Source organism: Mycobacterium sp. SMC-13, from assembly GCF_045311035.1.
Lineage (GTDB): Bacteria > Actinomycetota > Actinomycetes > Mycobacteriales > Mycobacteriaceae > Mycobacterium.
Genome location: NZ_JBJIAI010000001.1, coordinates 106299 through 133231 on the forward strand (window position 1 = coordinate 106299; position 26933 = coordinate 133231).

The following is a 26933-nucleotide window of genomic DNA, read 5'->3' on the forward strand; positions in this document are numbered from 1 at the left end:
CCTACGCCTCTGCCGGCGTCACGTCGGCGCCCGTGCCCTTCACCGAGGACTTCGCGCGCTTCTCGGCGCGCACGGCCTTGCCATTGCGCACGAACCCGGTGGGGGAGACCGCCGCCGACAGCAGGGCGTCCTCACCGCCGACGAACGGGTGGAAGCCGACGCCGGCGCCGCCGCGGCCCTTGACCGGGATGTCGGCGACTTCGGTTACCTTCCAGCCCTTTTCGGACGTGGACAGGATCGCTTCGCCGTTGCCGCACGTGATCGGCAGTGCGGCGATGACCTCGTCACCGTCGCCGGCCAGCTTCACACCGGCCACGCCATTGCCTGCCGCGCCCTGTGGATTCACCGCGGCCGGGTCGATGCGCAGAATCTTCCCGCGCCGCGTCACCAGTGCGAGGTGATGGCCCGGCGTCAGCACGCCCGAGCGCAGCAGCCCCGTGATGTCCGGAGCCACCGGGATGTCGCGCGTCTTGAACGGCAGGCCATTGCCGTTGGTGAACTTGATGCGCCCGTCGGTCCACACCGCCCAGCCCAGCCCGGCGGACAGCAGGTCGCCGTGGCTGTCGGAGAACACGCCCCGATCGTCAAGGCGCCAGTTGGCGTTGACTTTCCGCTCACGCGGGCCGTCGTCGTCGGAACTCGAGGCCGTCGGCGTGCCCTCGACGTCCAGGACCGTGCGGCGGTCGAATTCGGGCCCGGCGAACAGCTTCGCCGTCTCCTTCAGTTCGTTGTCGATCACCACGCGCCGAGCATCGGGGTTCGCGACGAGCTCGGTGAGCTCGGCGAATTCGGCATCCAGCTTGTCCGCCTCGGCCTGCAGCTCGATGACATCGAGCTTCGTCAGACGTCGAAGTTGCAGTGCCAGCACGTAATTGGCCTGCTCCTCGTCGATGCTGAACCGCTCCTGCAGCCCGCGCCGGGCGTCGTCGACGGTGTCGGAGCCGCGGATGACCGCGACGGCCGCGTCGATGTCCAGGTGGATCTTCATCAGGCCGGCGACAAGATGCCTGCGGGCGGTGACCTTCTCGAGCCGGTACTGGCTGCGGTGCAGGACCACCGAGTCGCGCAGGTGCAGGAAGGCGCCGATCAGCTCGCGCACCGTCCACCACCGCGGCACGCGGTCCTCGTCGAGCGCCACCAGGCTGGCGGCGAACGTCGACTCCAGCGGGGTCAACGCCAGTAGCTGGTCGCGGATGGTCTCGGCGGCGTGGCCGCGCTTGGCGGTGACGACGATCCGCAGTCCGTTGCGACGGTCGGTCAGGTCCGACATGTCGGCGACGCCGGCCAGCTCGCCGGACTCGACCAGCGCCCGAATCCGGTCCTGCACAGTGTTGCTCGCGACACCGGGCGGCAGCTCGGTGATCACGACGTTCTTGCCGTCGACCGACAGGGTGCCGCGCACGGTGAGCGCACCGCGTCCGGTGGTGAGGTACTCGCGCAGGCCGGCGGTGCCGACCACCGTCGCCCCACAGCCCCAGTCCGGGCCGGGAATGAGTTTGGCCAGCCGGTCGTCGGTCATGTTCGGGGTCTTCAGCAGCGCCCGGCAGGCCGCCATGATCTCGCGCGGATTGTGCGCGGGCACCTTGGTGGCCCAGCCTTCGGCGATGCCGACGGCGCCGTTGCACAGGAGCACCGGCCACTGGGCCGGGAGCATCGTCGGCTCGATCCATTCCCCGTCGAATGTGGGGACCATCGGGACCGCGTGGTCGTCGAGTTCGGCGGTCAGCGCCGCACCGGGTGCCGACAGCCGCATCTCGGTGTACCGGTCGGCGGCCGGGATGTCACCCTGGATACGCGGGAAAGCGCCTTGTCCGTCAATGACTTTCACCCGCTGGAACTCGGCGGCCATCAGCGCCGCCGCGCCGTACATCGACGCGCCGCCGTGCGGGTGCAGGTTGCCGGTGACGGCCGAGCAGACCTTCGAAGACTTCTGCGGCTTGTTGCCGGGCAGCAGTTTCGAGTCGTGCATCTGGTACAGCAGCCGGCGCTGGCCCGGCTTGAGGCCGTCGAACGCCGACGGGATGGCGCGGTCGCTGACGCTGTAGAGCGCGAAGGTCAGCTGGTAGTGGTTCCAGTAATCGTCGGCGCTCTGGTCGAGGACCAGGTCCTGATTCTGCTCAGGAACGTCCAGGGTCGAGGTCACAGTTGACTCTTTCTAGTCCAGGTCCAGCGCAAGGGTGTCGACGACGGCGGCCACCTCGGCCATCCACGAGCGCCGGCCCTCGGGCGGCCCGCCGAACAGGGTGTGGTGCAGCTTCTTCTCGGCGTCGTCGAGATGCACGCGAATCACGGTGCGGCGCTGCGGATCCAGCACGGTGTTCCAGAAGTCGTCGGCGTCCATCTCACCGAGACCCTTGTTGCGCTGGACTTCCACCCGGCGCTTCGAGCGCGCCTTCAGTTCGGCGACGGCCGTGTCGCGCTCGGACTCGTCCTGGCAGTAGATGCGCTCCTGACCGTCTTTCACCACGAACAGCGGCGGCAGCGTCACGTAGACCATGCCGGCCGCCACGAGCGGGCGGTAGAAGTCCAGGAACATCGAGATCAGGCTCGAGTTGATGTTGCCGCCGTCGGGGTCGGCGTCGGAGGCGAACAGGATCCGGTCGTAGCGGCACTGCTCGGGGTCGCAGTTGTCGCGCACGCCGCAGCCCAGGATGCGTTCGATGGAATCGAACTCGTCCTTGACCCGGGCCTTGTTCACCGTGAAGCCATAGACGTTGGGCGGCTTGCCTTTCAGCGGGAAGGCGGCCTGGAACGTCGCGTCGCGCGCCGCCTTGATGGTGCCGAGCGCCGAGTCGCCCTCACAGAGGAACAGTTCGGCGCCCGAGCCGCGGCCGGTCTCGCGGCTGGGTAGCAGCTTCGGCGGCAGCGAGAGGTTGGTGCCCAGCCCCTTGGCCTTCGAGGCCGCGCGGGACCGCGCCTTGGCGCCCTCGGCGCTGCGGCGCGCGCGGGCCGACTCGAGCGCCAGCTTGGTCCACAGCGACACCGTCTCGCTGTTGGCCGGGTTCGCCGCCCAGACGTTGACGCTGCGCGCCACATCCGGGGCCATCGCGACGTTCAGCGAGCGCGACGAGACCGCGGTCTTGGCCTGGGAGTCCCAGCCCACGTCCGGGGCACGGGTGTCCACCGCGAGAGCGGTGACCGCGGCGAAGTCCTGCGGTTCGGGTCCGTCCTCACCCTTGGCCAGCCCCAGATCCCGGATTCGGGACGCCCGGTCGGCGAGCGCCTCGGACAGCCCCTTGATGGCCGCGGTCAGGTGCGAGCCGCCGCCGGGGGTGCGCACGGTGTTGCAGAACGCGGCCACCGTGGTCGGCTCGGCCGGTCCGGCGGTCAGCGACCAGCGGAACGGGGTGGGCCCGCGCCCGGTCGTGTATTCGCCCCGGCCCTCCACCACGGCGCGCACCGGCGGCAGGGGAGTGCCCGCCGAGGTGCACATGAGGTCCAGCAGCGCCTCGGTGCCCCAGGGGCCGTTGAACTGTTCGAGCAGGACCACCGGAATCTCCGTGCCGGGCCAGCCCTCGTCCACGACGGTCAGGTGCACACCGGGGCACATCCGGGCGGCGGCGTGGGCGCGCAGCAGGACCTCGGCGATGTCGACGCTGGCGTCCGGCACGACGGCCTGGTCGAACAGGATGCGCACCGTGGTGCCGTGGGCGTCGGGCTTGCGGTTGCCGGTGCCACGCAGTTTCTGGTTGTCGGCGCGCGTGAACTCGGCGTTCGGGTCGAATTCCTTGCCCTCGAACGTCCCGGGATAGCCGTGGCCGAAACTTTGCAGGTAGGTCTTGCCGGCGCGGCGCACGGTGACGTCGGTGCGGGCTGAGATGAACACCGCGGCCGCGGCGCCGATGCCGTTCAGGCCGGCACCGGTGCTGGTGGCGTCGGTGTGGGCCGAGAACTTGCCGCCGGCGCGCGCCGTCCCGAGGGTCTTGACGATGCCGTTCTTGCCGGTCACGGGGTCGGAGTCGATCGGAAGACCGCGTCCGTCGTCGGCGACGCTCACCGAGCCGTCGGCATGCAGGGTGATGGTGACGGTGGATCCGCCATGGCTGGGATCGGCGACCTCTTCGACCGCGTTGTCCACCAGCTCGCGCAAGGCGGTGTTGAGCACGTCCAGGCCCAGGTTGACCGCCGGTCGCAGGCGGGTGTGCTGAACATCGTCGAGTTCGGTGATGTCCGCAGCGTTGTAGCTCACTGCTGGTCCTTTCCGTCAGGGCCGGTCGGGAGCGACCGAAGCCCCAATACAGGGTGTGCCGCAGGAATGGTAGGCGGTTCGGCCGACAACCTTGCAGATCCATGCGCGAGTTTGTCGGTGGTCTGCGCCACGATGTGACAGTGGCAGCACTCACCACGGTCCAGGCCCGTCGCATCGCCGTCGCCGCCCAGGGCTTTCACGAACCCAAGCCGGCCGGACCGGTAACCCGGGCACACCTGAAGCGTTTGCTGTCCAGAATACAAGTGCTGCAGCTGGATTCGGTATCGGTCTGCGTCCGGGCGCATTACGCTCCGGTGTTCAGCCGGCTGGGCCCCTACGATCGGGACGCTCTCGACGCCCTGGCGTGGAGCCACAGTGCGCGCTCGCCGCGGCATCTCATCGAATATTGGGCGCACGAGGCGGCGTTGTTGCCGGTCGACGACTGGCCGCTGCTGCGCTGGCGGATGCGCGAATACACCCACGGTCGCTGGGGCACGGAGATCGTCAAGCGCAACGGTGAGCTGGCCGAGAAGATCGTCGCGGCCGTCGCCGAACTCGGGCCGTCGACCGCGGGCCAGATCGAGGCGCACCTGGAGGCCGAGCCGCGCGGCGCCAAGGGGCCGTGGTGGGGACGTAGCGACACCAAGTGGGTGGCCGAGGCGCTGTGGTCGTCGGGCGTGCTGACCACTGCGACCCGGGTCGGGTTCGCCAGGCACTATGACCTGGTCGAACGGGTATTGCCGGCGGAGGTGTTGGCCCGCGAGGTCTCCGACGAGGAAGCGGTGCGGCAGTTGGTGCTCAAGGCCGCCGGTGCGCTGGGTGTGGGGACCGAGGCGGATATCCGCGACTACTTCCGCCTGGGCGCGCGCCAGGTGAAACCGGCCCTGGCGGCGTTGGTGGCGTCCGGAGACCTGGACGCCGTCGAGGTCGACGGAGTTCCGGCCTATCTGCGCGCCGGGCAGACGGTGCCACGGACCGACAGGGGCACGGCGCTGCTGTGCCCCTTCGACCCGCTGATCTTCTTCCGGCCCCGCGTCGAGCGGCTGTTCGGTTTTCACTACCGTATCGAGATCTACACGCCGGCCCCGAAGCGCCAATTCGGTTACTACGTCTGGCCATTCCTGCTTGACGGCCAGTTGGTGGGCCGGGTCGACCTGAAACGCACGGCCGGCGCGCTGCATGTCGTGGGAGCGTTCGGCGAAGACGGCCAGGACCGGGCACGGGTGGCCGAGGCCCTGGTTCCGGAACTGACGTCGATGGCGGCGTGGCTCGGCGTCGACGACGTGACAGTCGGGGATCGGGGGGATTTGGTGCCGGAGTTGCGGCGACGCGCCGTCAGCTGACTTCGCTCTGTGCCGGCATCAATAGCCCGCGGCGGTCACGCCGTAGCGCGCTTGGCTCGGGGTGAAACCGTCGAACTCCAGCTGCTCGATCAGCCCGCTGCGCGAAAAACCTTGGATATCGAGGTAGCTCGCGGCGACCTTCGCTGCTTGTTCATTCCAATCGACGGTGAGGCTGTCCACGGCGGCGATGGCGACGTCGGTCGAGAAACCGTCGAATTCGAGCTGACCGATCAGTCCGTCGTAGGAGAACCCCTGGATGCTGAGGTAGTCGCGGGCGACCCGCACAGCGTTGCTCTGGGCCGTAGTTCCTGGCGATGCGGCGGCCGGCGTGAGTGGCGAGGCTGGCGTCGGTAGCGCGATCGGGGTGCCGATCATGACGAGCAATGCGGCTGGCACGCTCAGCCAGGGCGGTACACGGTGTTTTGCTTCGTTGGGCATTCGGGGAATCCTATCTACGGCCAGGTTAATTAGCTGGTGATTTGCTGGGAGTCAATTGGGTAGCGCCGCGGGTACATGCGCCCAGGTCCGGCTGGGCCGTGGCATGCGGTCTCTTGAGAGTCGGTCTGCATGAGTGAGGTGGAACATCCCGCAGCAGCACCGATATGGCTGTTGCGGGACGTACTTGCCTCTGCCTCGTCTTCCTCGTTTGCGCATCGCACGGACCGCTGCCCTCGCCTGTCGTTCCTTCGGAAAGTCGTCCTTGTACGGTGTGGGACACGGCGCGTCCAACAACGCGGTGTTGTGTGTCATGCCACTCACCGGCCCGGAATGACTTGGGTGACCGTCGCCTTCAGGTTGGCGTTCTCCTGGCCCGAGATGGACGTCTCGCGGTCGAATGTGGCCGTGCCGTTGGCGTCGATGGTGAAGTTACCGACCTGGTCCTGGTCACCACCGGTGACGGTGAAGACAACGGTTGTCTTGTCGGGTAGCGGCTTGGTGCTGATGTACTGCGGATTGATCGTGTATTGATAGTTGCAGCCGGCCGATCCGAAGCATTTCTGTTCGGTGACGATCACTCCGACGATGAAGTCGGCCGGCGTGGGCGGTGCCGCCTTGGCTCTGGTTGACGTAGTGACCGCAGACGATCCGGCGGCAAGGCTGCTTCCCGACGTGGCTTTCTCGGGCGCCACGCATCCAGTCGCAAGAGCGACGAGGGCCGGGGCGATGACGATGGTGTTGAGTGCGATGCGGTTCATGGTCGTTCCTTCTCGGGGTTGGGGTGCTGCGGTCAGGCGACGGCGTCACCGGGCGTATCGGTGATCTCCGAAACCGATTCGACATCGGCCAACGCCGCGAGTGCCTCCGATAGCAACCGCTGGATTCCAGAAGTGACTGCGGTGCAGCCGGTCTCGATCTTGTCGGCGTTCTTGTGGATGGAGCTTGCCGCCTTCTTGATGTCGTCGATGCGGTCCAACTGGGCGACGGCCGCCGTGATCTTCTCCTCGGCGGTGGACAACTGCTCGGCGCCGCGACGCGTGGAGGCGGCCAGGGCTGCGGCGCGCAGCAACAACACAACGGTGCGTACCAGATCGGGGTCGTCGGAAATCGGATTGAACGCGAGCACGATTCGCCGCGACCCAAGCACCCGGATCGAGCGGCCCCCGTTCTGCTCGGGGGTTCGGACGAGGCCGAGCGATGATGCCGCTTGGCGATTGCGCTCGGCCTCGTCCAGGTACTCGGTCCACCCCGCACGGGCCGAGTCCGTCATTTCGATCACCACACGTGCGAGGCCGCCGTCGACGGTGAGCAGGCCGTCGCCCTTCTTGGAGCGGGGCAGGTGCCCAACGACCGAGCGGGTGTCGGTGTACTCGTCGCCAAGGCCAGCGGCAACCTCGGCCAGCACGATGTTGACCTGGTTCTCGTAGGTGTCGCCCTTGATCGGCGTTACCTTGCTGACCTTGTCCTGCGCGGCTTGGACCTTGAGCGCCACGCTGATTTCGTCCAGCTTCTGGGCGATGGTCTGGTGGTTCTTGCCGATCAGTTCGGTCAGCTGAAGTTGGCGTGTCTCCAGGCCGGCGGTGTGTTTGGCCATCGGCGACGTCGGGTCGGTCGGATCGAACTGCTTGACCGCCTTGGTGAGGACCTCGGTGATACTGGCCGAGCTCTTGGCGTCGAGGTCGGCACTGAACTTGTCGAGCAGCGGTTGGAGCTTCTCGAGCAGTTCGGGGCTGTCGCCGGCGAAGATCCGGCGGACTTCCGTGCTCAGTTCGGTCTTCGCCGCGGCCACCGAATCGGTGAATTCTTTGCGGCTGGTCTTGTCGGCCTCGACGATCGCCTTCTTCGCGTCCTCGGCGGCCTTCGTCATGGTCTTGGCGGCGTCCTTGACCGTGCGATCGGTGAGCTCGGCTGCCTGAGCCGATGTCGCCGCGGTCTTGTCGCCGACCTCCTTGATCATTCGTTCGAGGGCACGAGAGTCTTGGGACTGGCCGGTGGCCGAAAGTGCGTGGGCACCGATCTTGAGCGCCTCGGTCACGAAGACGGACATGTCCGCTTCAGCGAGGACGTCGGCGTCGTCGATGACGGGCCCGCGTTCTCCGGTAGTCCAGCGTTGCGCCTCACGGGAGAGGTCTTTGTCCTGGACGGTCAGCTGGTTGATGACGACGGCACTGGTGGCGATGTCCACGTGCGCGGCGTGGGGGTTGCTCATGGCTGCTCCCTTGCGGTGGGTGCCGGTGGTTCCGGCGGATGACGCAAGAGTGCCGCTAACGAGGTGTCTACTCAACCATTAAGAGTGATAAGTGGGCTTATCAGTGATTATCGTTGACCACAGGTTGAGCTAGGCTTACGTTGAGCTGAAGCTAAGCGGCCTTAAGGAGGTGGACATGCCCACCATGACGTTGCAAGACATGGCCGATCTCGCCAAGGTACGCCGTGCGGTTGTCAGCACATGGCGAAACCGGCCGCTTGTCCGCGGCGTGTCGCACCCCTTTCCGACAGCCGTCGAGCGGGTTGATGGGCAAGAGCGGTTCGACGCCACCGACGTCGTTGAGTACCTCAAGCGGACCGGCCGGGGTAACAATCCGGACGTTGCGGATGACGCTCCGACAATCGCGGCGCCCAGCGAGGCTGGGCTCGAAGACGTCGTGACGTTGTTGGCGTGGCATGTCCTTACCGGTGAAGATCTGGCCGGCACCTCGCACGCCTACCGGGTGCGCCGCGGCGCCGAATGTGACCCCGACGATCACATCTTGCTGCGCGAACTTAGTCACCTGCATGCCACCGATGCGGTCCTCGACTACACCGACCAACTGCTGGCGGCATCTTTCGGCGCTGCCGACGCCCTGCAGCGGGCAGAGGTGGGGCGGCTCGGCCGCAGGGAGGCCGCGCGGAATTTGACTTCCGCTGCAACGGATTTGATCGCCAGTGTGGTCAGCGCGTGTGTCGTGTATCTCGGCGGGGACAGTGTGGCGCTGAGTGTGGACGGCACCGAGTTGTCCCTCGATGTCGCCGGCGAAGCTGCTACCGCCATCATGACGACCGAGCGGGGAATTGCACGTCGTGCTCTCATTCGCGGTGTGCAATTGGGTGAACCGTCACAGCCGACGATGTTCTCGTTCACGTCAGTCATTGGCCGAGAGCCAGCCGATGTCCTCGATGCGGTGGATGATGTGGTGCTCGATCTGGATGCAGGTCATATCGCGATCGTCGTCGGGCCGGCGTCAATCCTCGCCGACGACTTGACCGGGCCGCTGCAGGGCAGGCGGGCAAGTGTGCTTCGTATCGAGAATGTGGTTGCCGCACTTCGGCTTCCGCGCGGCTACTGGCGTGAGGCGCATCGACAGAGCTTGGCACTCTGGGTTTGTCTGGGCGACGCTCGTCGGCAGCGCCCTGTGGTGGGAGATCTGTGCGCTGCCGACACTATTGCGAACGACGATGTGGCTGCCGACGTTGCGGCGGCGTTGTCGGGTGAATCAGGTAGGGCATTCCGTTACGGCCGTCTCGGCGACGTGTCGACGATTTTGGCCGGTGGCGCTCTCGTTCCACGCGGTGTGCAACCACCGCGGATCAGGCTGCTCAACACCGGGAATCATGTGGAGGCGGTTCACGCCGCGACGCTGATGACCAGCGCGCCGCTGGACCCGTTGGATGTTCTCGTGCAGCCGTCCCCGGGACGTCTTCAGGTCGCGCAGAGATCACTCGGTCAGCTGAAGGCCGACGGAAAGCTGATTCTCAAGCGGGGCAACAGGATCGATCTCGCGTTCGCCGATCCAGATGGCACGGTCGCCGTGTTGCCGGAGCCGGTGTCGGGGGCTGCCCGCTTTGATCCGGTCGACGCCGAGCGGCGATATCCGCGTTCGCTCCGCACCAATCCGGGCGATGTTGTCTTCGTGGAGCACCCACGGCCGCAGGCCTGGGTGGACGTGCGCGGTGGATCGATGGTGGCGTCCCCGGCCCGGATCTTGCGACTTGAGGCGACCGCGGAGATCGGACCTCGGTTGTTGGCCGCCGCGATCAACCGACTGCCCGCGGTGCCATCGGAGTGGCAGAGCTGGGCGGTCCCGGTGATGGCCGCGGTAGAAGCGCAACGGCTCGAAGCGGCATTGGCCGAGGTGGATGCTTTCGAGGGCGAACTTCGTCGGAGGGTCTCCGCTGCAAAAGATTTGACCACAGCCTTGATTGACGGCGTCGCAGCGGGAGCGTTGACCCTTGACGCCGCACCCATAACCGTCGGTGCAGTTGCGCCGCAGAGAGGAAGCTGATGCCACCCCGCAAGAAGGCGGACGAGCCCAAGGCGCCGTCGACCATGAAGGAACTGAAGGACACGCTGTGGAAGGCCGCGGACAAGCTCCGTGGGTCGCTGTCCGCGAGTCAGTACAAGGACGTGATCCTGGGCTTGGTGTTCCTGAAGTACGTCTCGGACGCGTATGACGAACGGCGCGAAGCGATTCGGGCTGAGCTTGTGGCCGACGGCATGGAAGCAGATCAGATCGACGACCTGATCGATGACCCTGAGGAATATCAGGGCTACGGCGTGTTCGTGGTGCCGCCGACCGCGCAGTGGACGTTTCTGGCCGAGAACGCGAAGGGCGGTGACACCAAGACCATTGGTCAGCTGATCGACGAGGCCATGGATGCGGTGATGAAGGCCAACCCGACGCTGGGCGGGACGCTGCCGCGTATTTACAACAAGGACAACATCGATCAGCGCCGGCTCGGTGAGCTGATCGATCTGTTCAACAGCGCGCGCTTCACTCGTCAGGGTGACGGTCGCGCACGTGATCTCATGGGGGAGGTGTACGAGTACTTCCTCGGGAACTTCGCCCGCGCGGAAGGCAAGCGAGGTGGAGAGTTCTTCACACCACCCAGTGTGGTGCGGGTATTGGTCGAAGTGTTGGAGCCGTCGAAAGGCCGCGTGTACGACCCGTGCTGTGGTTCGGGTGGCATGTTCGTGCAGACGGACCGCTTCATCTACGAACACGATGGCGACCCGAAAGATATTGCGGTGTATGGCCAGGAGTCCATCGAGGAGACCTGGCGCATGGCCAAGATGAACCTGGCGATCCACGGCATCGACAATAAGGGCCTCGGCGCGCGCTGGGGCGACACCTTCGCCCGCGATCAGCACGCAGAAACGCAGATGGACTACGTCCTGGCCAACCCGCCGTTCAACATCAAGGACTGGTCGCGCAACGAGGAGGATCCCCGCTGGCGCTACGGTGTACCGCCGACCAACAACGCCAACTACGCCTGGATTCAACACATTCTCTACAAGTTGGCGCCCGGTGGTAAAGCCGGCGTTGTCATGGCCAACGGGTCGATGGCATCGAATTCCAATGGTGAAGGTCAGATCCGGGCGCAGATCGTCGAAGCTGACCTCGTGTCCTGCATGATTGCACTACCGACGCAACTGTTCCGAAGTACTGGAATCCCAGTGTGTGTCTGGTTCTTCGCTAAGGACAAGGCAGTCGGAAAGCAGGGATCGGTCGACCGCACCGGGCAGGTGCTGTTTATCGACGCCCGTGAGATGGGAGACATGGTCGACCGTGCCGAGCGTTCGCTATCGAATGACGACATCGTGACGATCGGCGACACCTTCCATGCGTGGCGCGGTTCTGCTTCGGCAGCCGCCAAAGGTGTTGTCTACGAGGATGTTCCGGGATTCTGTAGATCGGCGTCGTTGGCGGAGATCAAGGATGCTGATTATGCGCTGACGCCTGGTCGGTACGTCGGTGCTGCCGAAGTTGACGACGACGGCGAGCCGATTGAGGAAAAGATCGCCCGGCTGAAGTCGGAACTGCTTGCGGCCTTTGATGAGTCGGCGCGGTTGGAGAAGGTGGTTCGGCAGCAGTTGGAGCGGATCCATGGTTGAACTGTCACTCGGCGACGCGCTGGAAGAACTGATCGATCACCGTGGAAAGACGCCGCTCAAGCTTGGATCGACATTCACCGAAGACGGGGTTCCTGTTGTTTCGGCAATCATGGTTAAAGACGGGTGTCTGAATCTCGATGACGCGCGGTACGTCAGCGAATCCATTGCACGGAAATGGATGCCGGTTTCCGTGAGGCACGGTGACGTGTTATTGACCTCCGAGGCGCCACTTGGGCGGGTAGCTCGCGTCACGAGTGATCGGCCTCTTGTGCTCGGCCAGCGGATATTCGGGTTGCGGGGCAAAGACGGAATTCTAGATTCAGGATTCCTGTTCTACGCACTACAAACATCGCAATTGCAGGCTGCGATGCAAGGATTATCGACAGGCTCAACGGTTAGCGGAATCCGGCAGTCGGCGCTCCGAGGATTGGTCATTCATGCTCCAGATTACCCAGAACAGCAAGCCATATCTGCAGTTTTGGGCAGCCTAGACGACACGATCGCGGCGAATGGCCGTATCAGCACTGCAGCATTCGGCCTAGCGGCACAAATAGCGCTGGGTCTCATGCGTCGTTCAGCGACCGGGACACCGACGGTAGTGCGCGACTTGGGCCAAATTTATGACGGACCGCACGCGACTCCAACACGTGGCGACGGCAACGGGCCATACTTTCTGAATATCTCGAGCCTGAAATCAGGCAGGCTTGACCTGGCTGAATCGGATCGTCTTTCCGAAGAGGATTTCACGAAGTGGACAAGAAGAGTTACGCCCCTAGAGAATGATCTGCTCTTCTCATACGAGACCAGGCTAGGCGAAGCGGCTCTAATGCCAGGCGATATTCGGGCGTGCCTGGGCCGTCGGATGGCACTCTTGAGGCCAAATCTGGACCGGGTCGACCCACATTTCTTGCTGCACTTCTACCTGAGTCCTGGCTTCCAGCGCACGATCTCAATGCACACTATCCACGGCGCCACTGTTCCCAGAATCGGACTCGCGAAGATGGGTGATTGGGAGGTTGCTTTGCCGTCGATTGAGGATCAACGCTCGATCGCCGGGCAGCTGAAATCTTTGCATGACTTGACGCTTCAGGCCGAGAGGGAATCGGCGAGCCTTGCTTCGGCTCGCGACCAACTTCTGCCACTCTTGATGGCAGGCAAGCTCTCGGTCAAAGGCGCGGAATCGCTTGTTGAGGAGGTGGTTTAGATGCCTTACGACCTCCACGATCGCCTCGTAGTGGGCGTCGCCTCCAGTGCACTCTTCGATCTCTCAGAGTCCGGTGCGTACTTCAAAGAGCACGGCGAAGCCAAGTACCGGATCTACCAAGATGAGCGGATCGACGACACTCTCGCGCCAGGCGTTGCGTTCCCGTTCATCCAGCGACTGCTTAATCTCAACGACCTTCGCCCGGGCAACCCACTGGTCGAAGTGATCATCCTGTCGCACAACGATCCGATGACCGGGCTGCGGGTGATGCGGTCGGTTAGGGCTCATGGGCTGGACATCACCCGGTCGGTCTTCACGCAAGGTCAATCTCCCCACGGCTACATCGAGGCGTTCGAGATGTCGTTGTTCCTCAGTGGGAACCGGGACGACGTCGATGCGGCGATCAAGGCGGGATTTCCAGCGGGCCATGTGTTGCCTTCGTCCGCGACCTATGACGAGAGCGACCCCTCGCTTCGCGTGGCGTTCGATTTCGATGGTGTTCTGGCAGATGATCATTCGGAGCTGGTGTACCGGGAAGCCGAAGTGATCGATGAGTATTTCGAGCACGAGGATCAGAACAGCCATGTGGCGCTGGATCCAGGTCTACTGAAGCCACTTCTGTCGGATCTGAACCGCATCCAAACGCTCGAAGAGGTTCGCAGCGCGGACGATCCGTCCTACATTCCCAGATTGCGGATCTCGTTGATCACTGCGCGAAACGCACCCGCTCACGAACGCCCGGTTCACTCCATGAACGAATGGGGTGTCAACGTCAACGACGCGTTCTTCCTCGGTGGCATCGCAAAGTCGAAGGTACTCAGTGTGCTTCGGCCACATATCTTCTTCGACGATCAGCAAGTGCACATCGATGGGGCGAACGAGTACATCGCCGGCGTCCACATTCCTTACGGCGTCGCCAACGCCGTGAATTCGGCGGCGAACACCGATATCGCGTTTCCGCCATCGGGCGATGCACTAGTACCGGAGATGGCCGATGCCAGCGGGTGACGGTCGACGGTCGGCCCTGATTCCGGATTGGTACCCGGAGTTCCTGACCGCGGTCTCGGACCGCGTCAGCACCGGCCGCCGCCGGGCCGTCGCCGTGGCGAACACCGAAGTTATCGCCACGTATTGGTCTGTCGGCCGCGAAATTCTGGCGCGGCAGAGCGCCGAAGGCTGGGGAGCCCGCGTCATCGATCGTCTCTCTGCCGATCTCCGCGAGCGCTTCCCCGACACGAAGGGTTTCTCTGCCCGGAATCTCAAGTACATGCGTGCCTTCGCCGCAGCCTGGCCCGACCCTGCAATTGTGCAAGGCACGCTTGCACAATTGCCGTGGTATCACCACGTCGCACTGCTGGACAAGCTCGATGCCCCGGACCAGCGCATATGGTACGGCGAGCGTGCCATCGACCAGGGCTGGAGCCGCGATGTCCTGGTGCACCAGATCGAAGGACAATTGCACCGGCGTGCAGGCAAGGCCGTCACCAACTTCGCGAATACCTTGCCGCCGGCCGACTCGGATCTGGCTCAGCAGTCGACGCGGGATCCGTACCTCTTTGACTTCGTCGGCAACGCAGACATCCGCCGGGAGCGAGACCTCGAACATGCGCTGACTGCTCACGTTGAGAAGTTCCTGCTCGAACTCGGTCAGGGGTTCGCGTTCGTTGGGCGCCAAGTGCACCTCGAAGTCGGTGACGCGGACTTCTACCTGGACCTGCTCTTCTACCATCTGCGGCTGCGGTGCTACGTCGTCATCGAATTGAAGGTCGGAGACTTCGAGCCCGGCTACATCGGGCAGCTCGGCACCTATATGGCAGCCATCGACGATACGTTCAGGAATGGCGACGACAAGCCCACCATCGGCCTGCTGCTCTGCAAGAGCAAGAACAATGTGGTGGCCGAATATGCCCTGCGCGGCTATACATTGCCGATCGGCGTCGCCGAGTGGAAGACCGCGATCGCCGAAAGCCTGCCCACCGAACTCGAAGCGGGCTTGCCGAGCATCGAACAACTCGAAGCCGAGCTGGCCGAGGACGGAGAACCATGAGCATGTTCAGCGAAGCCGATTGGGAGCAGCTCGCACTGGAGGCCCTCGGTCGGCAAGAGTGGTTGCCGCTCAAGGGCAATCAGGTCGCTCCGGGAACCGACGACGGTCGTGATGTCTGGGATGACCTCGTGCTCAAAGGCCGAACGCTGTCGCGCATGCGGACACTGAATCCGGGGGTTCCGTTCGAGTATCTGGAGCAGGCGCTAGCGGCCATCACGCAGCCGGCGTCGCAAGACCCGATGCAGGAGAATCACCGCCTTCACGACTACATCGTGGATGGCTACCGCGGCGTCAGCTATATCGACGCCGATGGCTTGGAGCAGAATCCGACCATCCGCCTGGTCGGACACCGTCCTGAAGACAACGAACTGCTTGCAGTACAACAGGTGACGGTGCGCACCGCGGAACACGAGCGTCGCTTCGACGTCGTCCTTTTCGTCAACGGGCTACCGCTGGTGTTCTTCGAACTCAAGCAGGCCGGGTCCAAGCATGCTGATCTGGCCGCCGCGCACAGCCAGTTCCAGACCTACCTGCGTGAATTCCCGATGGCCTTCCGCTTCGCGGCGTTCAACGTCATCAGTGACGGCATCACCGCACGGTACGGGACTCCGTTCACCGCCCTCGAGCACTTCGCCCCGTGGAACGTCGACGACGATGGCAAGCCGGTCAAGTCCGGCGTCGCCCTCGACGACGAACACGGCGGCACCGAACTCGAGTACCTGATCGAGGGGTTGTTCAACCCCGAACGTTTCCTGCAGTTGTTGCGGAACTTCACCGCGTTCGACGCCACGGCGGACGGGCTGACCAAGCGAATTGCCAAGCCGCACCAGTATTTCGCCGTCACCAAGGCCATCGGCACCACCGTCCAGGCGTTCGAGAGCAACGGCAAGGCCGGCGTCGTCTGGCATACCCAGGGCTCCGGAAAGTCCATGGAGATGGAGCTGTACGCACACCTCGTCGCGCTGCAACCGAAGCTGAAGAACCCGACCGTCATCGTCGTCACCGACCGCAAAGAACTCGACAGCCAGCTGTTCGAAACCTTCAACCGTTCTCAGCTGCTGCGTGAATCACCGGTCAAGATCACGTCGCGTTCTGAACTACGTGACGAACTGGGCAACCGCACCACCGGCGGCATCTACTTCACCACCTTGCAGAAGTTCGACCTGACGAAGGCCGAGCGGACCGCCGGTAGCGAACACCCGCTGCTGTCTGATCGTCGCAACATCGTCGTCATGGTCGACGAGGCGCACCGCAGCCACTACGACCAACTCGACGGGTATGCCCGTCACATCCGTGATGCACTGCCGAACGCCGTCTACATCGCGTTCACCGGCACTCCAATCTCGTTCTCCGATCGCAACACTACGGATGTCTTCGGTGAGTGCATAGACGTCTACGACCTGACCCGCGCGGTGAAAGACGGTGCGACAGTTCCCGTTTACTTCGAGCCGCGACTGATCAAGGTCGGTTTCGCCGACGATGTGACCGAGGACGATCTCGACCGGGCGGCCGACGAGGCGACACTTGGGCTCGACGACGTCGAACGGGCGCAGATTGAGAAATCGGTGGCAGTCATCAACGCGGTCTACGGCGCCCCCCAACGGCTCGCTGCGCTCGCGTCGGACATCGTGGCGCACTGGGACGTTCGGTCTACCGAGATGCAGAAGTTCATCTCGAGCCCCGGTAAAGCGCTCATCGTCGGTGCCACCCGGGAGATCTGCGCGCGCCTGTACGAGGAGATCGTGGCGCTGCGACCAACGTGGGCAGACGATGCGATCGACAAGGGGGTCATCAAGGTCGTCTACTCGGGTACCGCGCAGGACCAAGGTCTGGTGGCCAAGCATGTGCGACGCGAAGCCCAGAATAAGACCATCCAGCGGCGGCTCCGGGACCCTGACGATGAACTGCATCTGGTCATCGTCAAAGACATGATGCTCACCGGATTCGATGCACCACCGCTGCATACGCTCTACCTGGATCGGCCGCTCAAAGGCGCGTTGCTGATGCAGACGCTCGCCCGCGTCAATCGCACGTTCCGCGGAAAACGGGACGGCATGCTGGTCGCCTACGCACCACTCGTCGAGAACCTCAACGCAGCTCTGGCCGAGTACACCGTAGACGACCAGAAGGAAAAACCTGTCGGCAAGAACGTCGACGAAGCGGTGGTTCTCACCGAGCAGCTCATCGGACAGATCGACGAGCTATGCGCCGGATTCGACTGGCGGCGGATCACCGCCGCGTCTTCGACAACCGGCTGGATGAAGGCCGCGACCGCCCTCACCAACTACCTGAGCGACCCGGCGACGCCGGGTAACCAGGTGTCTGAAGGCGACCCAAGTTTGCGTGATCGGTACCGGATGCTGGCCAACCAGCTGGCACGGGCGTGGGCACTCTGTGCGGGCAATGAGACTCTGGACAAGCTGCGCCAGACGGTCCGGTTCTACGAAGAGGTGCGGATCTACCTCGCGAAGTTCGATGCCCAGCTTCGGCAGTCCGAGGGCAAGCCGATTCCCGAGGACATCAAACGCATGCTGTCGACGCTTGTTGCGGGTTCGACCGCGTCTGGGGAGATCGTCGATATCTACCAGGCGGCCGGTCTCCCGAAGCCGTCGCTCGACGAGTTGGATGCTGACTTTGAGACCCGAGCCAAGTCGGCGACCAATCCGCATCTGGCGATCGAGGCGCTGCGTGCAGTGCTCACCGAGGAAGCGACGCGATCCACCAAGGGCAACGTGGTGCGCCAGCGCGCGTTCTCTGATCGCATCGCCGAACTGATGCGCAGGTATACGAATCAGCAACTGACGTCGGCCGAAGTCATCGCCGAGCTGATCGCAATGGCACGTGAAGTCGCAGCCGAAGGTAATCGTGGACAGCGGTTCTCGCCGCCGCTGTCGCACGACGAGCTGGCGTTCTACGACGCCGTTGCTCAGAACGAATCCGCCGTCGAGTTCCAGGGCGAAGATGTCCTGGCGGAGATCGCGCGCGAATTGGTGGCGGTGATGCAGCGCGACACCAAGACAGACTGGACGGTCCGTGACGACGTTCGGGCCAAACTCCGATCGTCCATCAAGCGCCTGCTCGTGAAGTACAAGTACCCGCCAGACAAGCAACCGGCGGCGATCAAGCTGGTGATGGAGCAGATGGAGGTGCTTGCGCCGACATATGCGGAGCGGGCGCGGGGCGTGGACGAGGGGGCAGAGGCATGACGGACAGGCTGTCACGAGTGGCTGCAACTGTACGAGAACGGTATGGGGTCGACATCGATCTGGATGCCCTTAGGGCGAAAGTTGCTGCCGCTGAGGATCGTATCCTCGCCGAAGAGGTGATCGGCAAACTACCGCGGCGGCTGGTGCATGAAAGCTGGAACAAGTGGGCGTACCTGGAAGCGGAGGTAACCGAGCCGATCGATCCGGCATCGGTTCAACACCGCGAGCTGAGCACCATCCATTGGTACGACAGGGCTGAAAGTGCGACCGTGGACTCGCCTGAACCGGTGATCAATCATGCGGACTGTCGAGGATCCGGCCCAATCGAAGATGTGGCCCTCGCACCTGAGCTGAACTGGTCAGCTGCCGACAAGAAAGCGGCGCTTGAAGAGGCGATCCGCGTTCTGGGTGTCGAGCCGGGGCAGTGGTACGAGCTGGAGTGGCCGCCGACTGCAAACCTGTGGGATCCGGGCATCGTGTATCAGACCGAATTCGAGCCCTGTGACGAGCATGTCGAAGTGGACGGCGACGAAGATTGCTCGCAATGCCAGGATTCAGTGCGAACAGTCATCGACCAGATGGCGCAATGGAAGTGGACCACGACGCTGCGGATCAACGCAATCGCATTCGACGACGATGGCCGTGAGCACAGTACCGAAGTACACGTTGAGCAAGGGTACGAGATCGCGACAACCGCCCAAGATCCGCGGGAAGTTTTGATTGGTCCACCGGGCCGTGACTGGCACTGGTAATGCGGCAGTTTCACCGCTGTAGCGCTGACAATCCCGAGTGGGGGCTGACGCCGGCAGGCGGGCGACAGCGCCAGCGCTGCCGTGCGCAGTTGACGTCAGCCGGGAACCGCGCGGCTAGTTCGCGGCGTGGTACGCCTCGACGATGTCCGCCTTGATGCGACCGCGGGCGGCGACGTCGTAGCCGTTCTCCTGCGCCCACTCTCGGATGGCAGCGAGCTGCTCCTTCGAGGACGCGGCCTTCTTGCCGCGGCGGCGCGACGTGCCGGCCTTGGCGGCCCGGGTGGTCGGCTCGGCGACCTTCTGGGTCCGGGTGCGACGGCCGCCGACGCGGGTCGCGGCGTCCAGATACGGTGCAAGCGCCTTCTCGAACTTCGCCACGTTCGCAGCAGAAAGATCGATCTGGTAATCAACCCCACGTACCGAGAAGTTAATGCGCTCACCGGTGTCATCGGTGAGTTCAGTGCCGTTAATATCGTCAACAAGCTGGACGACAATGCGTTCGGCCACGAATGATCTCCTTTATCGGGGGTGTTCGGCCGAGAGTGTATCGACTAAAAATAAGGACGGCATCCCGGTGTCTTGATCACCGGTAGTCCGGCGCCGTTCGAGTTCTTTTCTGTGCGCCAATCCGGCTGAAGATCAAATTGTCCGATAAGTGGTAATTGCCACGGCCCCAAGCTGATTCGGTGCGCGTCCATAGGCGGACCCAATCACTCCGCATCGTGGTGGCAGACCGCTTCCAGCATGATGCCGAACGGGTCCAGCCAGAACGTGGCGAAGTAGGGTGGCGGATATTGCGGGAACGACTGTGGTGTGTGCAGCACCTCGCCGCCGGTTCGCTGCACGAACTGATGGACCCGCTCGACGGCGGACCGCGTCTTGACCATAAAAGCGAGGTGTTGCAGCCCGGTACGGTGTCGCGAGTGATCGCCGGCCTCGGCGGACGGATAGAAAAACACGAAGGTGCCAGGTTTGCCGCCGGCCGGACGAAAGGCGAACTCGTCGGCGGAGGCGATGAATGGTTCAAAACCTACCAACGGCATGAATTCGTCGTAGTAATTCTTCGCAACCGCGAGATCGGGAACGTTCACCCCGAGGTGGCCCAACATGATCCGACTTTAACGCCGAACGCTAACCGGTCACCTCGTGCGACGGCTCGCCGAGCTCAGGCACACCGCGGCCGCGCAGCTTGTTGACGATGAACACCACCGTGCCGATAGCCAGCCACACGATGCCGCCGATCTTGGCCAGGGCGTCGGCGTTGAACAGCACGTAGCCGATGATGAGGAAGCCCAGTGTCGGCACCACCAGATGCAGCAGGTAGTTCCGCGACTTCATTCGGCCCAGGTAGTACCAGACCACCGATACGTGCAGCAGGCAGAAGGCAAACAGGGCGCCGAAGTTCACCAGTGACGAGATGAGCGCGATCTGGCCGACGAAGAACAGCACGAGCACCACGCTGATCGCGCTCACCAACAGGATCGCGGCGTACGGCACCTTGCGCGAACTGACGCGGGACAGGAAAGCCGGCAGTTGGCGGTCGCGGCTCATCGAGAACAGCAGTCGGCTGGTCGCCGCCTGCGCGGCCATGGCGTTGGCGAATCCCACGGCGAGCACGTTGACGACGAAGAACGCGTTCATCCACCCCGTGCTCGACGCCGCCTCGACGAGTTTGAAGAACGCGTTGCCTGCTTCGTCGTCGCTGAACGATGCCCGGCCGCCGGCCAACAGGCTGGCCAACCAGGTCTGGCCGATGAACAGGAACGCGACGATGAACAACGCGCCGACCATCGCCCTGCCGGCCGGATTACGGGTGCCGGTGGATTCCTCGGCGAGTGTCGAAATGCCATCGAAACCAAGGAAACTCAGGACAGCGATCGAGAGGGCGGCGGCGATCAGCGGAGCGCTGACGGTCTCGGGGTTCCACAGCGGCGTGGTGCTCCAGTGCACATTCGGTAGCGAATCGCCGTTGATGGCCCGCACCGCGATGACCACGAAGATCGCGAGGAAGACCAGTTCGAGAACCAGGAACAACCGGTTGGCCATCTTCAGTGAGTCGACGCCGAGCAGGTTGATCACGGTGTTGACCACGACGAACACCAGTGCCCACAGCCATCGCGGCGTTCCGGGGAACAATCCGATCATCGACTCGGCAGCCAGAACGTACAGCAGCGTCGGGATCAGCAGGTAGTCCAGAAGAATCGCCCATCCGGCGAAAAAGCCCGCGCTGGAATGGATTCCGCGGCCGACATACGAGAACACCGATCCCGCAAGGGGAAACGACTTGGCCATCTGCGCGTACGCCGTCGCGGTGAACACCATCGCGATCAGGCCGATGAGATATACCAGGGGCACCATGCCGCCGGCGCTGTTGTACACGACGCCGAAGATGGTCCACGGCGCGATCGGCACCATGAACACCAGGCCGTAGACGATGAGGTCGACCGTGGACACGGAACGATTGAGTTCCTGTGTGTAGCCGAATGATTCGAGGTCGCGTTGGCCTTCGCCGGTGGTGGGGCGGGTGGTGGTTGCCATGGCAGTCCTATCGGATAGAGCGGATGGATTCAGACCAGGGCGTCGGTGGCCGGATCGTGGTTGGCGAGGAACGCGGCGACGACGGCGCGGAATTCTGCGGGCTTCTCGAGGTGTGAGCAGTGACTGGTGCCGGGAAACACCTGGCTGACCGCACCGGCGATGTTGTCGACGTACGGCTGCCAGGCCGTCGGTGTGGCCTCGTCGAATTCGCCGGCGATCACCAGTGTCGGCGCGGTGATCTCGGGCAGCCGGTCGATGATGCTCCAGTCGCGCAACGTGCCCATGACGTGAAACTCGTTGGGCCCGTTCATCGTGTGATAGACCGTCGGCTCCGCCTCCATCTGCGCGATGGTGTCGACCAGGTCCTGCGGCATGGGGACGACGCGGCACAGGTGGCGCGCGTAGAACTCGTCGGTGGCGGCGAGGTACTCGGGATCGTCGACCGTCCCCGCTTCCTCGTGCCGGGTCAGCGCGGCGCCGATGTCGGGCGGTAGCTGGGTGCGCAGCTCGGCGCAGCCGGCCATCCAGAGTTCCATCGACGCGGGGGAGTTGCAGATGGCGAGCGACTTCAGTCCGGCGGGGCGGCGCACCGCGATCTCCGCGCCCAGCATGCCGCCCCAGGACTGACCCAGCAGGTGATATTCGTCGATGCCCAGCGCGGCGCGAACGGTGTGGAACTCCTCGACGAACAGCGCGGGCGTCCAGAATCCGGCGGGCGCGTCGGGAAGATGGGTGCTGTTGCCGCAGCCGAGTTGGTCGTAGTGGATGACGGTGCGGCCGGTTTCGTCGGCCAGCTCGCCGATGTTGCGCACGTAGTTGTGCGCCATGCCCGGCCCGCCGTGCAGGACGAACAGCGGGAGCGCCGCCGGATTCGGTGCTTCGGGGGTGGTGATCTGGACCCAGGTCTCGTATTCGCGGAACGGCACCCGGTGGCTGGTCGTCGGCATGACGGTCAGCATGTGCCAATAATGGTCTCGCTACAAGACCATTAATCGAGATTTAACAATCGGTGCCGATACTCTGTGTGGCGAAGGAAGGGAGCCGGCGATGACACATCTGCATGGTGTGGACGCTCCCGGCCTACTGGATCGGGAGCTCGAATCGTCCTCCCGCGTCGACGAGATCACCGACCGGCTGGTGACTGCCATCGCCATCGGCGAATACCTGCCCCAGGCCCGGCTTCCCGCCGAACGCGAATTGGCCGCGTCGTTACGTGTCGGCCGGATGACGGTGCGCGCGGCGCTCGCGCGGCTGGTGGACCGCGGGCTGGTGGAGACGCGCCGGGGCCGCGGTGGTGGGTCGTACGTGTTGCAGCAGTGGCCGGACTCGTCCACCGACGCGGTGGTCCGCACGCTGCGGATGCGCGTCGACGAGATTCGGGACCGGTGCGACGCGATCTGCCGTATGCACGGTGCGATCAGCCGCGCCGCCGCCGAATCTCGCACCGACGCCGATATCAGCGCCCTGCGGCAGCGGCTGGAGGACTACCGCCTGGCCGATAGTGGACTGGCCGCGCAGCAGGCGGACAGCGCTCTGCACCTGGCGATCATGGAGTCCGCCCACAACTCCGTCCTCAAGCAGGTGCTGCTGGAAATGGAAGCGTCGGTCAGTATCGGCGCACCCGCGCACGTCTGGGGCGAGCCGGTGACGATGCGGGCAATGGAACAGCGGGCACTCGGCGAGCACACAACACTCGTCGAAGCCATCGCCGAAGGCGACGGGGATGCCGCCGAGGCGTTGGCGCGGGCCCATGTGGCCATCGACTTCGAGAACATCACGGCGGCGATGCGGCGTGCCGGCATGCTCATCGACTGAACGCTCCGCCCGGCACCGCACGCGGCCGGGAGTGGGCGGCGGTGCAAAAGTGGGTGGAACCAGCGGGTAACCTTGTCGCCCGTGAGCACCAGCGGAATTGATGTCAGCGCACGTGTGGGCACCGTGCTGACTGCCATGGTGACGCCGTTCGGCCCGGACGGCTCGATAGACCTGGCCACCGCCAAGAAGCTCGCCGTACATCTCGTCGACTCCGGGTGTGACGGCCTGGTCCTGTCCGGCACCACCGGTGAGTCGCCGACCACCACCGACGACGAGAAGGTCGCGCTGATCGGCGCGGTCCTCGAGGCCGTCGGCGACCGCGCCCGCATCATCGCCGGCGCCGGCAGCTACGACACCGCACACAGCGTCCACCTGGCGAAGGCCTGCGCCGCCGCCGGCGCGCACGGTCTGCTCGTCGTCACGCCGTATTACTCGCGGCCGCCGCAGGCCGGTCTGCTCGCGCACTTCACGGCCGTCGCCGATGCCACCGAGCTGCCGGTGATCCTCTACGACATCCCGCCGCGGTCGTCGATCCCGATCGAGTGGGACACCATTCGCACCTTGGCGCGGCACCCGAACATCGTCGCCGTCAAGGACGCCAAGGGCGATCTCAACGGTGGCGCGCAGATGATGGCCGAGACCGGATTGGCCTACTACTCGGGTGACGACGCGCTCAACCTGCCGTGGCTGGCGATGGGTGCCACCGGATTCATCAGCGTCTGGGGCCACGTGGCCGCTGCGGAGCTGCGCGCCCTGCTGTCGGCGTTCAACTCCGGTGACATCGCCACCGCCCGCAAGATTCACCTGGGGCTCAGCTCGTTGAGCAACGCGCAGAACCGGCTCGGCGGCGTCACCATGAGCAAGGAAGGGCTGCGGTTATTGGGTATCGAGGTCGGTGACCCGCGATTGCCCCAGGTGCCCGCCAGTGCCGAACAGCTCACGGCGCTCGAAGCGGACCTCCGTGCGGCATCGGTGCTTGCGTGACCAGACCCGACTTCGCACCGCCCGGCCCGTTGGAGCCGGGCGGTCTGCGTGTGACGGCCCTGGGCGGCATTAGCGAAATCGGCCGCAACATGACGGTTTTCGAGCATCTCGGCCGGCTGCTCATCATCGACTGCGGCGTGTTGTTCCCGACGCACGACGAGCCCGCCGTCGACCTGATCCTGCCGGACATCCGGCACATCGAGGACCGGCTGGCCGACATCGAGGCGCTGGTGATCACCCACGCGCACGAGGACCACATCGGCGCCATTCCGTATCTGCTCAAGATGCGGCCGGACATCCCCGTGGTGGGCTCGCGGTTCACGCTGGCCCTGGTGGCCGCCAAGTGCCGTGAGCACCGGCTCAAGCCGAACATGCAGATCGTCGCCGAGGGGCAGCGCAGCACCCACGGGGTGTTCGAATGCGAGTACTTCGCGGTCAACCACTCGATTCCCGACGCCCTCGCCATCGCCGTGCACACCGGTGCCGGCACCGTGCTGCACACCGGTGACATCAAGCTCGATCAGCTGCCGCCGGACGGCCGGCCCACCGACCTGCCCGGCATGTCCCGGCTCGGCGAACAGGGCGTCGACCTGTTCCTGTGCGACTCGACCAACGCCGAGATTCCGGGGGTCAGCCCGTCCGAGAGCGAGGTCGGACCGAACCTGCACCGGCTGATCCGCGGCGCGGACGGCCGCGTCATCGTGGCGTGCTTCGCCTCGAACGTCGACCGGGTTCAGCAGATCATCGACGCCGCCGTGGCGCTGGGTCGCAAGGTGTCCTTTGTCGGCCGCTCGATGGTCCGCAACATGGGGATCGCCAAGGAACTCGGCTTCCTCAACGTCCACGACGATGACGTCGTCGACATCGGCGCGGCCGAATTGCTGCCGGCCGACCGGGTCGTGCTCATCACCACGGGCACGCAGGGTGAGCCCATGGCGGCGTTGTCCCGGATGTCGCGCGGTGAGCACCGCAGCATCACGCTGACGGCCGGCGACCTGATCATCCTGTCCAGCTCGCTGATCCCCGGCAACGAGGAAGCCGTCTACGGCGTGATCGACTCGCTGGCCAAGATCGGCGCCCGCGTCGTGACCAATCAGCAAGTGCGCGTGCATGTTTCGGGCCACGCCTACGCCGGCGAGCTGCTGTTCCTGTACCGCGGGGTGCGGCCGCGCAACGTCATGCCGGTGCACGGCACCTGGCGGCACCTGCGCGCCAACGCCAAACTCGCGATCCGCACCGGCGTGCCGGAGGAGAACGTCGTCCTCGCCGAGAACGGCGTCAGCGTCGACCTGATCAATGGCCAGGCCCGGATCGCCGGCGCCGTGCCGGTCGGCAAGGTGTTCGTCGACGGTCTGGTGCTGGGTGACGTCGGGGACGCCACGCTGGGCGAACGGCTCACGCTGGCTTCGGGTTTCATCGCGGTCACCGTCGTGATCAGCCGCGAGACCGGCAAGCCCGTTGCCCCGGTGCACCTGCACTCGCGGGGCTTCTCCGAGGACCCCAAGGCTCTCGAGCCGGCCGCCGAGAAAGCGCAGACGGCACTGGAAACCCTTGTCGCCGAGCAGGTCACCGACCCCGCACGCATCGCCCAGGCGGTCCGTCGGGCCGTCGGCAAATGGGTCGGCGAGACCTACCGGCGCCAGCCGATGATCGTGCCGACCGTCCTCGAGGTCTAAATCTTCCGGGCCTGCGCCGACCACTCGAGACTCGAGGTCGGCAGTGCCCGGCCGGTCGGGCGCACATAGCGGTCACGCGCCTGGTCCGGCCCCAACTGGTCGAGCAGTCGCCAGCCGTAACCGTCCAGGAACCGGTCGATCTCGTCTGGTCGGAGTCCGTACTTCCAGACCTCGCTGCGCTCGCGGAACCGGCGGTACAGCGATGGCGCGGCGGCGATGTCGACGCCGTCGATGAAATCGCGCTGCACGTAGGTGAAGTCGAGTCGGCTGCCCGCCGGCGCGGAGCGTAGTTGCGCGAGCGTGGCATCGACCGCTTCGGCGGTCAGGTATTGCGTGACGCCCTCCCAGATGAAGAACGTGCGGGCCTCGCGGCGGTACCCGGCAGCGGCGAGGGTGGCCATGAGATCGTCGCGCTCGAAGTCGACGGCGACCAGGTGGACGGACCGCGGGGGAGTGCCGAAGACCCGGTTCAGCACAGCGCGTTTGCGCTCGGTGTTGAGCGGTTGGTCCACCTCGAACACCGGGATGGCGCTGCGGCGCGCCAGCCGGCAGCCCCGGGTGTCGAGGCCGGCGCCGAGTATCACCACGGCGTCGATGTCCTCGAGCGCCGCCATCAGGTTCTCGTCGGCGTAGCGCTTGCGGCACAAGATGCCGGCCCACATGCCGGGCGCCGACCGGTCCGACGCGGCGATCATGGCGTTGCGGACCGGCGACCACCGGGTGGCCGCGATCAGTGCGCGAAGGCCCGGCGGCAGGAACGAAGCCGCAAGGTCGTCGTCGACCAGACGACGACCCGGCGGCTCGTGCTGCTCGATCGCGGCGAGCACCATCGGCCCGAAAGCCGTCTGCGCCGCGGCGTTGCGGGCCAT

At 64.8% G+C, this 26933-nt stretch carries 21 protein-coding genes; 11 read left to right on the forward strand and 10 right to left on the reverse strand.

Annotated features, from left to right (window positions below; genetic code table 11):
* Position 1: 1 nt before the first annotated feature.
* Both ACJH6I_RS00545 and ACJH6I_RS00550 read right to left on the reverse strand, forming a co-directional pair.
* Positions 2 to 2143, reverse strand: coding sequence for a DNA gyrase subunit A (locus ACJH6I_RS00545; RefSeq protein ID WP_226521710.1), 2142 nt, complete (start codon positions 2141 to 2143; stop codon positions 2 to 4).
* A 12-nt stretch (positions 2144 to 2155) separates the two neighbouring features.
* Positions 2156 to 4189: a toprim domain-containing protein gene (locus tag ACJH6I_RS00550; RefSeq protein ID WP_406783558.1), complete on the reverse strand. Its 2034-nt coding sequence runs from the start codon at positions 4187 to 4189 to the stop codon at positions 2156 to 2158.
* Between the two features lie 140 nt (positions 4190 to 4329).
* Here ACJH6I_RS00550 and ACJH6I_RS00555 point away from each other — a divergent pair, with 140 nt between their 5' ends.
* A complete protein-coding gene (locus ACJH6I_RS00555; protein ID WP_406783559.1) occupies positions 4330 to 5532 on the forward strand; it encodes a winged helix-turn-helix domain-containing protein in 1203 nt (400 codons plus the stop codon).
* 18 nt (positions 5533 to 5550) lie between these two features.
* On the opposite strand, the gene ACJH6I_RS00560 is transcribed toward ACJH6I_RS00555, so the two are convergent.
* From ACJH6I_RS00560 to ACJH6I_RS00570, 3 genes are all read right to left on the reverse strand, one after another.
* Entirely contained in the window at positions 5551 to 5970 is a 420-nt protein-coding gene (locus ACJH6I_RS00560) for an Ltp family lipoprotein (protein ID WP_406783560.1), read from the reverse strand.
* Between the two features lie 317 nt (positions 5971 to 6287).
* Positions 6288 to 6728, reverse strand: coding sequence for a hypothetical protein (locus tag ACJH6I_RS00565; RefSeq protein WP_406783561.1), 441 nt, complete (start codon positions 6726 to 6728; stop codon positions 6288 to 6290).
* A gap of 32 nt (positions 6729 to 6760) precedes the next feature.
* A complete protein-coding gene (locus ACJH6I_RS00570; protein WP_406783562.1) occupies positions 6761 to 8179 on the reverse strand; it encodes a Fis family transcriptional regulator in 1419 nt (472 codons plus the stop codon).
* A gap of 175 nt (positions 8180 to 8354) precedes the next feature.
* Here ACJH6I_RS00570 and ACJH6I_RS00575 point away from each other — a divergent pair, with 175 nt between their 5' ends.
* Genes ACJH6I_RS00575 through ACJH6I_RS00605 form a run of 7 tightly spaced genes read left to right on the forward strand, consistent with a single transcriptional unit; the run spans position 8355 to position 19051 of the window.
* Entirely contained in the window at positions 8355 to 10232 is a 1878-nt protein-coding gene (locus ACJH6I_RS00575; RefSeq protein ID WP_406783563.1) for a hypothetical protein, read from the forward strand.
* A complete protein-coding gene (locus tag ACJH6I_RS00580; RefSeq protein ID WP_406783564.1) occupies positions 10232 to 11842 on the forward strand; it encodes a type I restriction-modification system subunit M in 1611 nt (536 codons plus the stop codon). Before ACJH6I_RS00575 ends, ACJH6I_RS00580 begins: the two co-directional genes overlap by 1 nt.
* The gene (locus ACJH6I_RS00585) at positions 11835 to 13046 is read left to right on the forward strand and encodes a restriction endonuclease subunit S (protein ID WP_406783565.1); all 1212 of its coding nucleotides are present in this window, start codon (positions 11835 to 11837) and stop codon (positions 13044 to 13046) included. Before ACJH6I_RS00580 ends, ACJH6I_RS00585 begins: the two co-directional genes overlap by 8 nt.
* Positions 13047 to 14054: a 5'-nucleotidase gene (locus ACJH6I_RS00590; protein WP_406783566.1), complete on the forward strand. Its 1008-nt coding sequence runs from the start codon at positions 13047 to 13049 to the stop codon at positions 14052 to 14054.
* Positions 14041 to 15093 (forward strand): YhcG family protein, encoded by a 1053-nt coding sequence (locus tag ACJH6I_RS00595; RefSeq protein WP_406783567.1) that lies wholly within the window; start codon positions 14041 to 14043, stop codon positions 15091 to 15093. Before ACJH6I_RS00590 ends, ACJH6I_RS00595 begins: the two co-directional genes overlap by 14 nt.
* Positions 15090 to 18299: a type I restriction endonuclease subunit R gene (locus ACJH6I_RS00600; protein ID WP_406783568.1), complete on the forward strand. Its 3210-nt coding sequence runs from the start codon at positions 15090 to 15092 to the stop codon at positions 18297 to 18299. The genes ACJH6I_RS00595 and ACJH6I_RS00600 overlap by 4 nt, the downstream gene beginning before the upstream one ends.
* Positions 18300 to 18316: 17 nt before the next feature.
* The gene (locus ACJH6I_RS00605; RefSeq protein ID WP_406783569.1) at positions 18317 to 19051 is read left to right on the forward strand and encodes a hypothetical protein; all 735 of its coding nucleotides are present in this window, start codon (positions 18317 to 18319) and stop codon (positions 19049 to 19051) included.
* Positions 19052 to 19165: 114 nt separating this feature from the next.
* Here ACJH6I_RS00605 and ACJH6I_RS00610 read toward each other — a convergent pair whose 3' ends face one another.
* From ACJH6I_RS00610 to ACJH6I_RS00625, 4 genes are all read right to left on the reverse strand, one after another.
* Complete coding sequence (locus ACJH6I_RS00610) at positions 19166 to 19558, reverse strand: Lsr2 family protein (protein ID WP_406783570.1); 393 nt, start codon at positions 19556 to 19558, stop codon at positions 19166 to 19168.
* 203 nt (positions 19559 to 19761) lie between these two features.
* On the reverse strand, positions 19762 to 20160 hold the full coding sequence (locus ACJH6I_RS00615) for a VOC family protein (protein WP_406783571.1): 399 nt from the start codon (positions 20158 to 20160) through the stop codon (positions 19762 to 19764).
* Between the two features lie 22 nt (positions 20161 to 20182).
* Positions 20183 to 21589 carry an APC family permease gene (locus ACJH6I_RS00620; RefSeq protein ID WP_406783572.1) on the reverse strand — a complete coding sequence of 469 codons (1407 nt, stop codon included), beginning with the start codon at positions 21587 to 21589 and terminating at the stop codon, positions 20183 to 20185.
* A 29-nt stretch (positions 21590 to 21618) separates the two neighbouring features.
* Positions 21619 to 22548 (reverse strand): proline iminopeptidase-family hydrolase, encoded by a 930-nt coding sequence (locus ACJH6I_RS00625; protein ID WP_406783573.1) that lies wholly within the window; start codon positions 22546 to 22548, stop codon positions 21619 to 21621.
* A gap of 88 nt (positions 22549 to 22636) precedes the next feature.
* Between ACJH6I_RS00625 and ACJH6I_RS00630 the strand changes: the two genes are divergently transcribed.
* The 3 genes from ACJH6I_RS00630 to ACJH6I_RS00640 all read left to right on the forward strand — a co-directional run bounded on the left by ACJH6I_RS00630 (position 22637) and on the right by ACJH6I_RS00640 (position 26064).
* Complete coding sequence (locus tag ACJH6I_RS00630) at positions 22637 to 23404, forward strand: FadR/GntR family transcriptional regulator (RefSeq protein ID WP_406783574.1); 768 nt, start codon at positions 22637 to 22639, stop codon at positions 23402 to 23404.
* Positions 23405 to 23485: 81 nt separating this feature from the next.
* Positions 23486 to 24388 (forward strand): 4-hydroxy-tetrahydrodipicolinate synthase, encoded by a 903-nt coding sequence (gene dapA, locus ACJH6I_RS00635; protein ID WP_406783575.1) that lies wholly within the window; start codon positions 23486 to 23488, stop codon positions 24386 to 24388.
* Positions 24385 to 26064: a ribonuclease J gene (locus ACJH6I_RS00640; RefSeq protein ID WP_060999738.1), complete on the forward strand. Its 1680-nt coding sequence runs from the start codon at positions 24385 to 24387 to the stop codon at positions 26062 to 26064. The genes dapA and ACJH6I_RS00640 overlap by 4 nt, the downstream gene beginning before the upstream one ends.
* Here ACJH6I_RS00640 and ACJH6I_RS00645 read toward each other — a convergent pair.
* Positions 26061 to 26933: an SAM-dependent methyltransferase gene (locus ACJH6I_RS00645; RefSeq protein WP_406783576.1), complete on the reverse strand. Its 873-nt coding sequence runs from the start codon at positions 26931 to 26933 to the stop codon at positions 26061 to 26063. The two genes, ACJH6I_RS00640 and ACJH6I_RS00645, sit on opposite strands and share 4 nt — an antisense overlap.

Bases quoted from the DNA above. Each gene is read 5' to 3' on its own strand.
- ACJH6I_RS00560 (WP_406783560.1), bottom strand. From the start codon at position 5,970: ATGCCCAACGAAGCAAAACACCGTGTACCGCCCTGGCTGAGCGTGCCA.
- ACJH6I_RS00565 (WP_406783561.1), bottom strand. From the start codon at position 6,728: ATGAACCGCATCGCACTCAACACCATCGTCATCGCCCCGGCCCTCGTC.
- ACJH6I_RS00570 (WP_406783562.1), bottom strand. From the start codon at position 8,179: ATGAGCAACCCCCACGCCGCGCACGTGGACATCGCCACCAGTGCCGTC.
- ACJH6I_RS00575 (WP_406783563.1), top strand. From the start codon at position 8,355: ATGCCCACCATGACGTTGCAAGACATGGCCGATCTCGCCAAGGTACGC.
- ACJH6I_RS00580 (WP_406783564.1), top strand. From the start codon at position 10,232: ATGCCACCCCGCAAGAAGGCGGACGAGCCCAAGGCGCCGTCGACCATG.
- ACJH6I_RS00585 (WP_406783565.1), top strand. From the start codon at position 11,835: ATGGTTGAACTGTCACTCGGCGACGCGCTGGAAGAACTGATCGATCAC.
- ACJH6I_RS00590 (WP_406783566.1), top strand. From the start codon at position 13,047: ATGCCTTACGACCTCCACGATCGCCTCGTAGTGGGCGTCGCCTCCAGT.
- ACJH6I_RS00595 (WP_406783567.1), top strand. From the start codon at position 14,041: ATGCCAGCGGGTGACGGTCGACGGTCGGCCCTGATTCCGGATTGGTAC.
- ACJH6I_RS00600 (WP_406783568.1), top strand. From the start codon at position 15,090: ATGAGCATGTTCAGCGAAGCCGATTGGGAGCAGCTCGCACTGGAGGCC.
- ACJH6I_RS00615 (WP_406783571.1), bottom strand. From the start codon at position 20,160: ATGTTGGGCCACCTCGGGGTGAACGTTCCCGATCTCGCGGTTGCGAAG.
- ACJH6I_RS00620 (WP_406783572.1), bottom strand. From the start codon at position 21,589: ATGGCAACCACCACCCGCCCCACCACCGGCGAAGGCCAACGCGACCTC.
- ACJH6I_RS00625 (WP_406783573.1), bottom strand. From the start codon at position 22,548: ATGCTGACCGTCATGCCGACGACCAGCCACCGGGTGCCGTTCCGCGAA.
- ACJH6I_RS00630 (WP_406783574.1), top strand. From the start codon at position 22,637: ATGACACATCTGCATGGTGTGGACGCTCCCGGCCTACTGGATCGGGAG.
- ACJH6I_RS00645 (WP_406783576.1), bottom strand. From the start codon at position 26,933: ATGGCCCGCAACGCCGCGGCGCAGACGGCTTTCGGGCCGATGGTGCTC.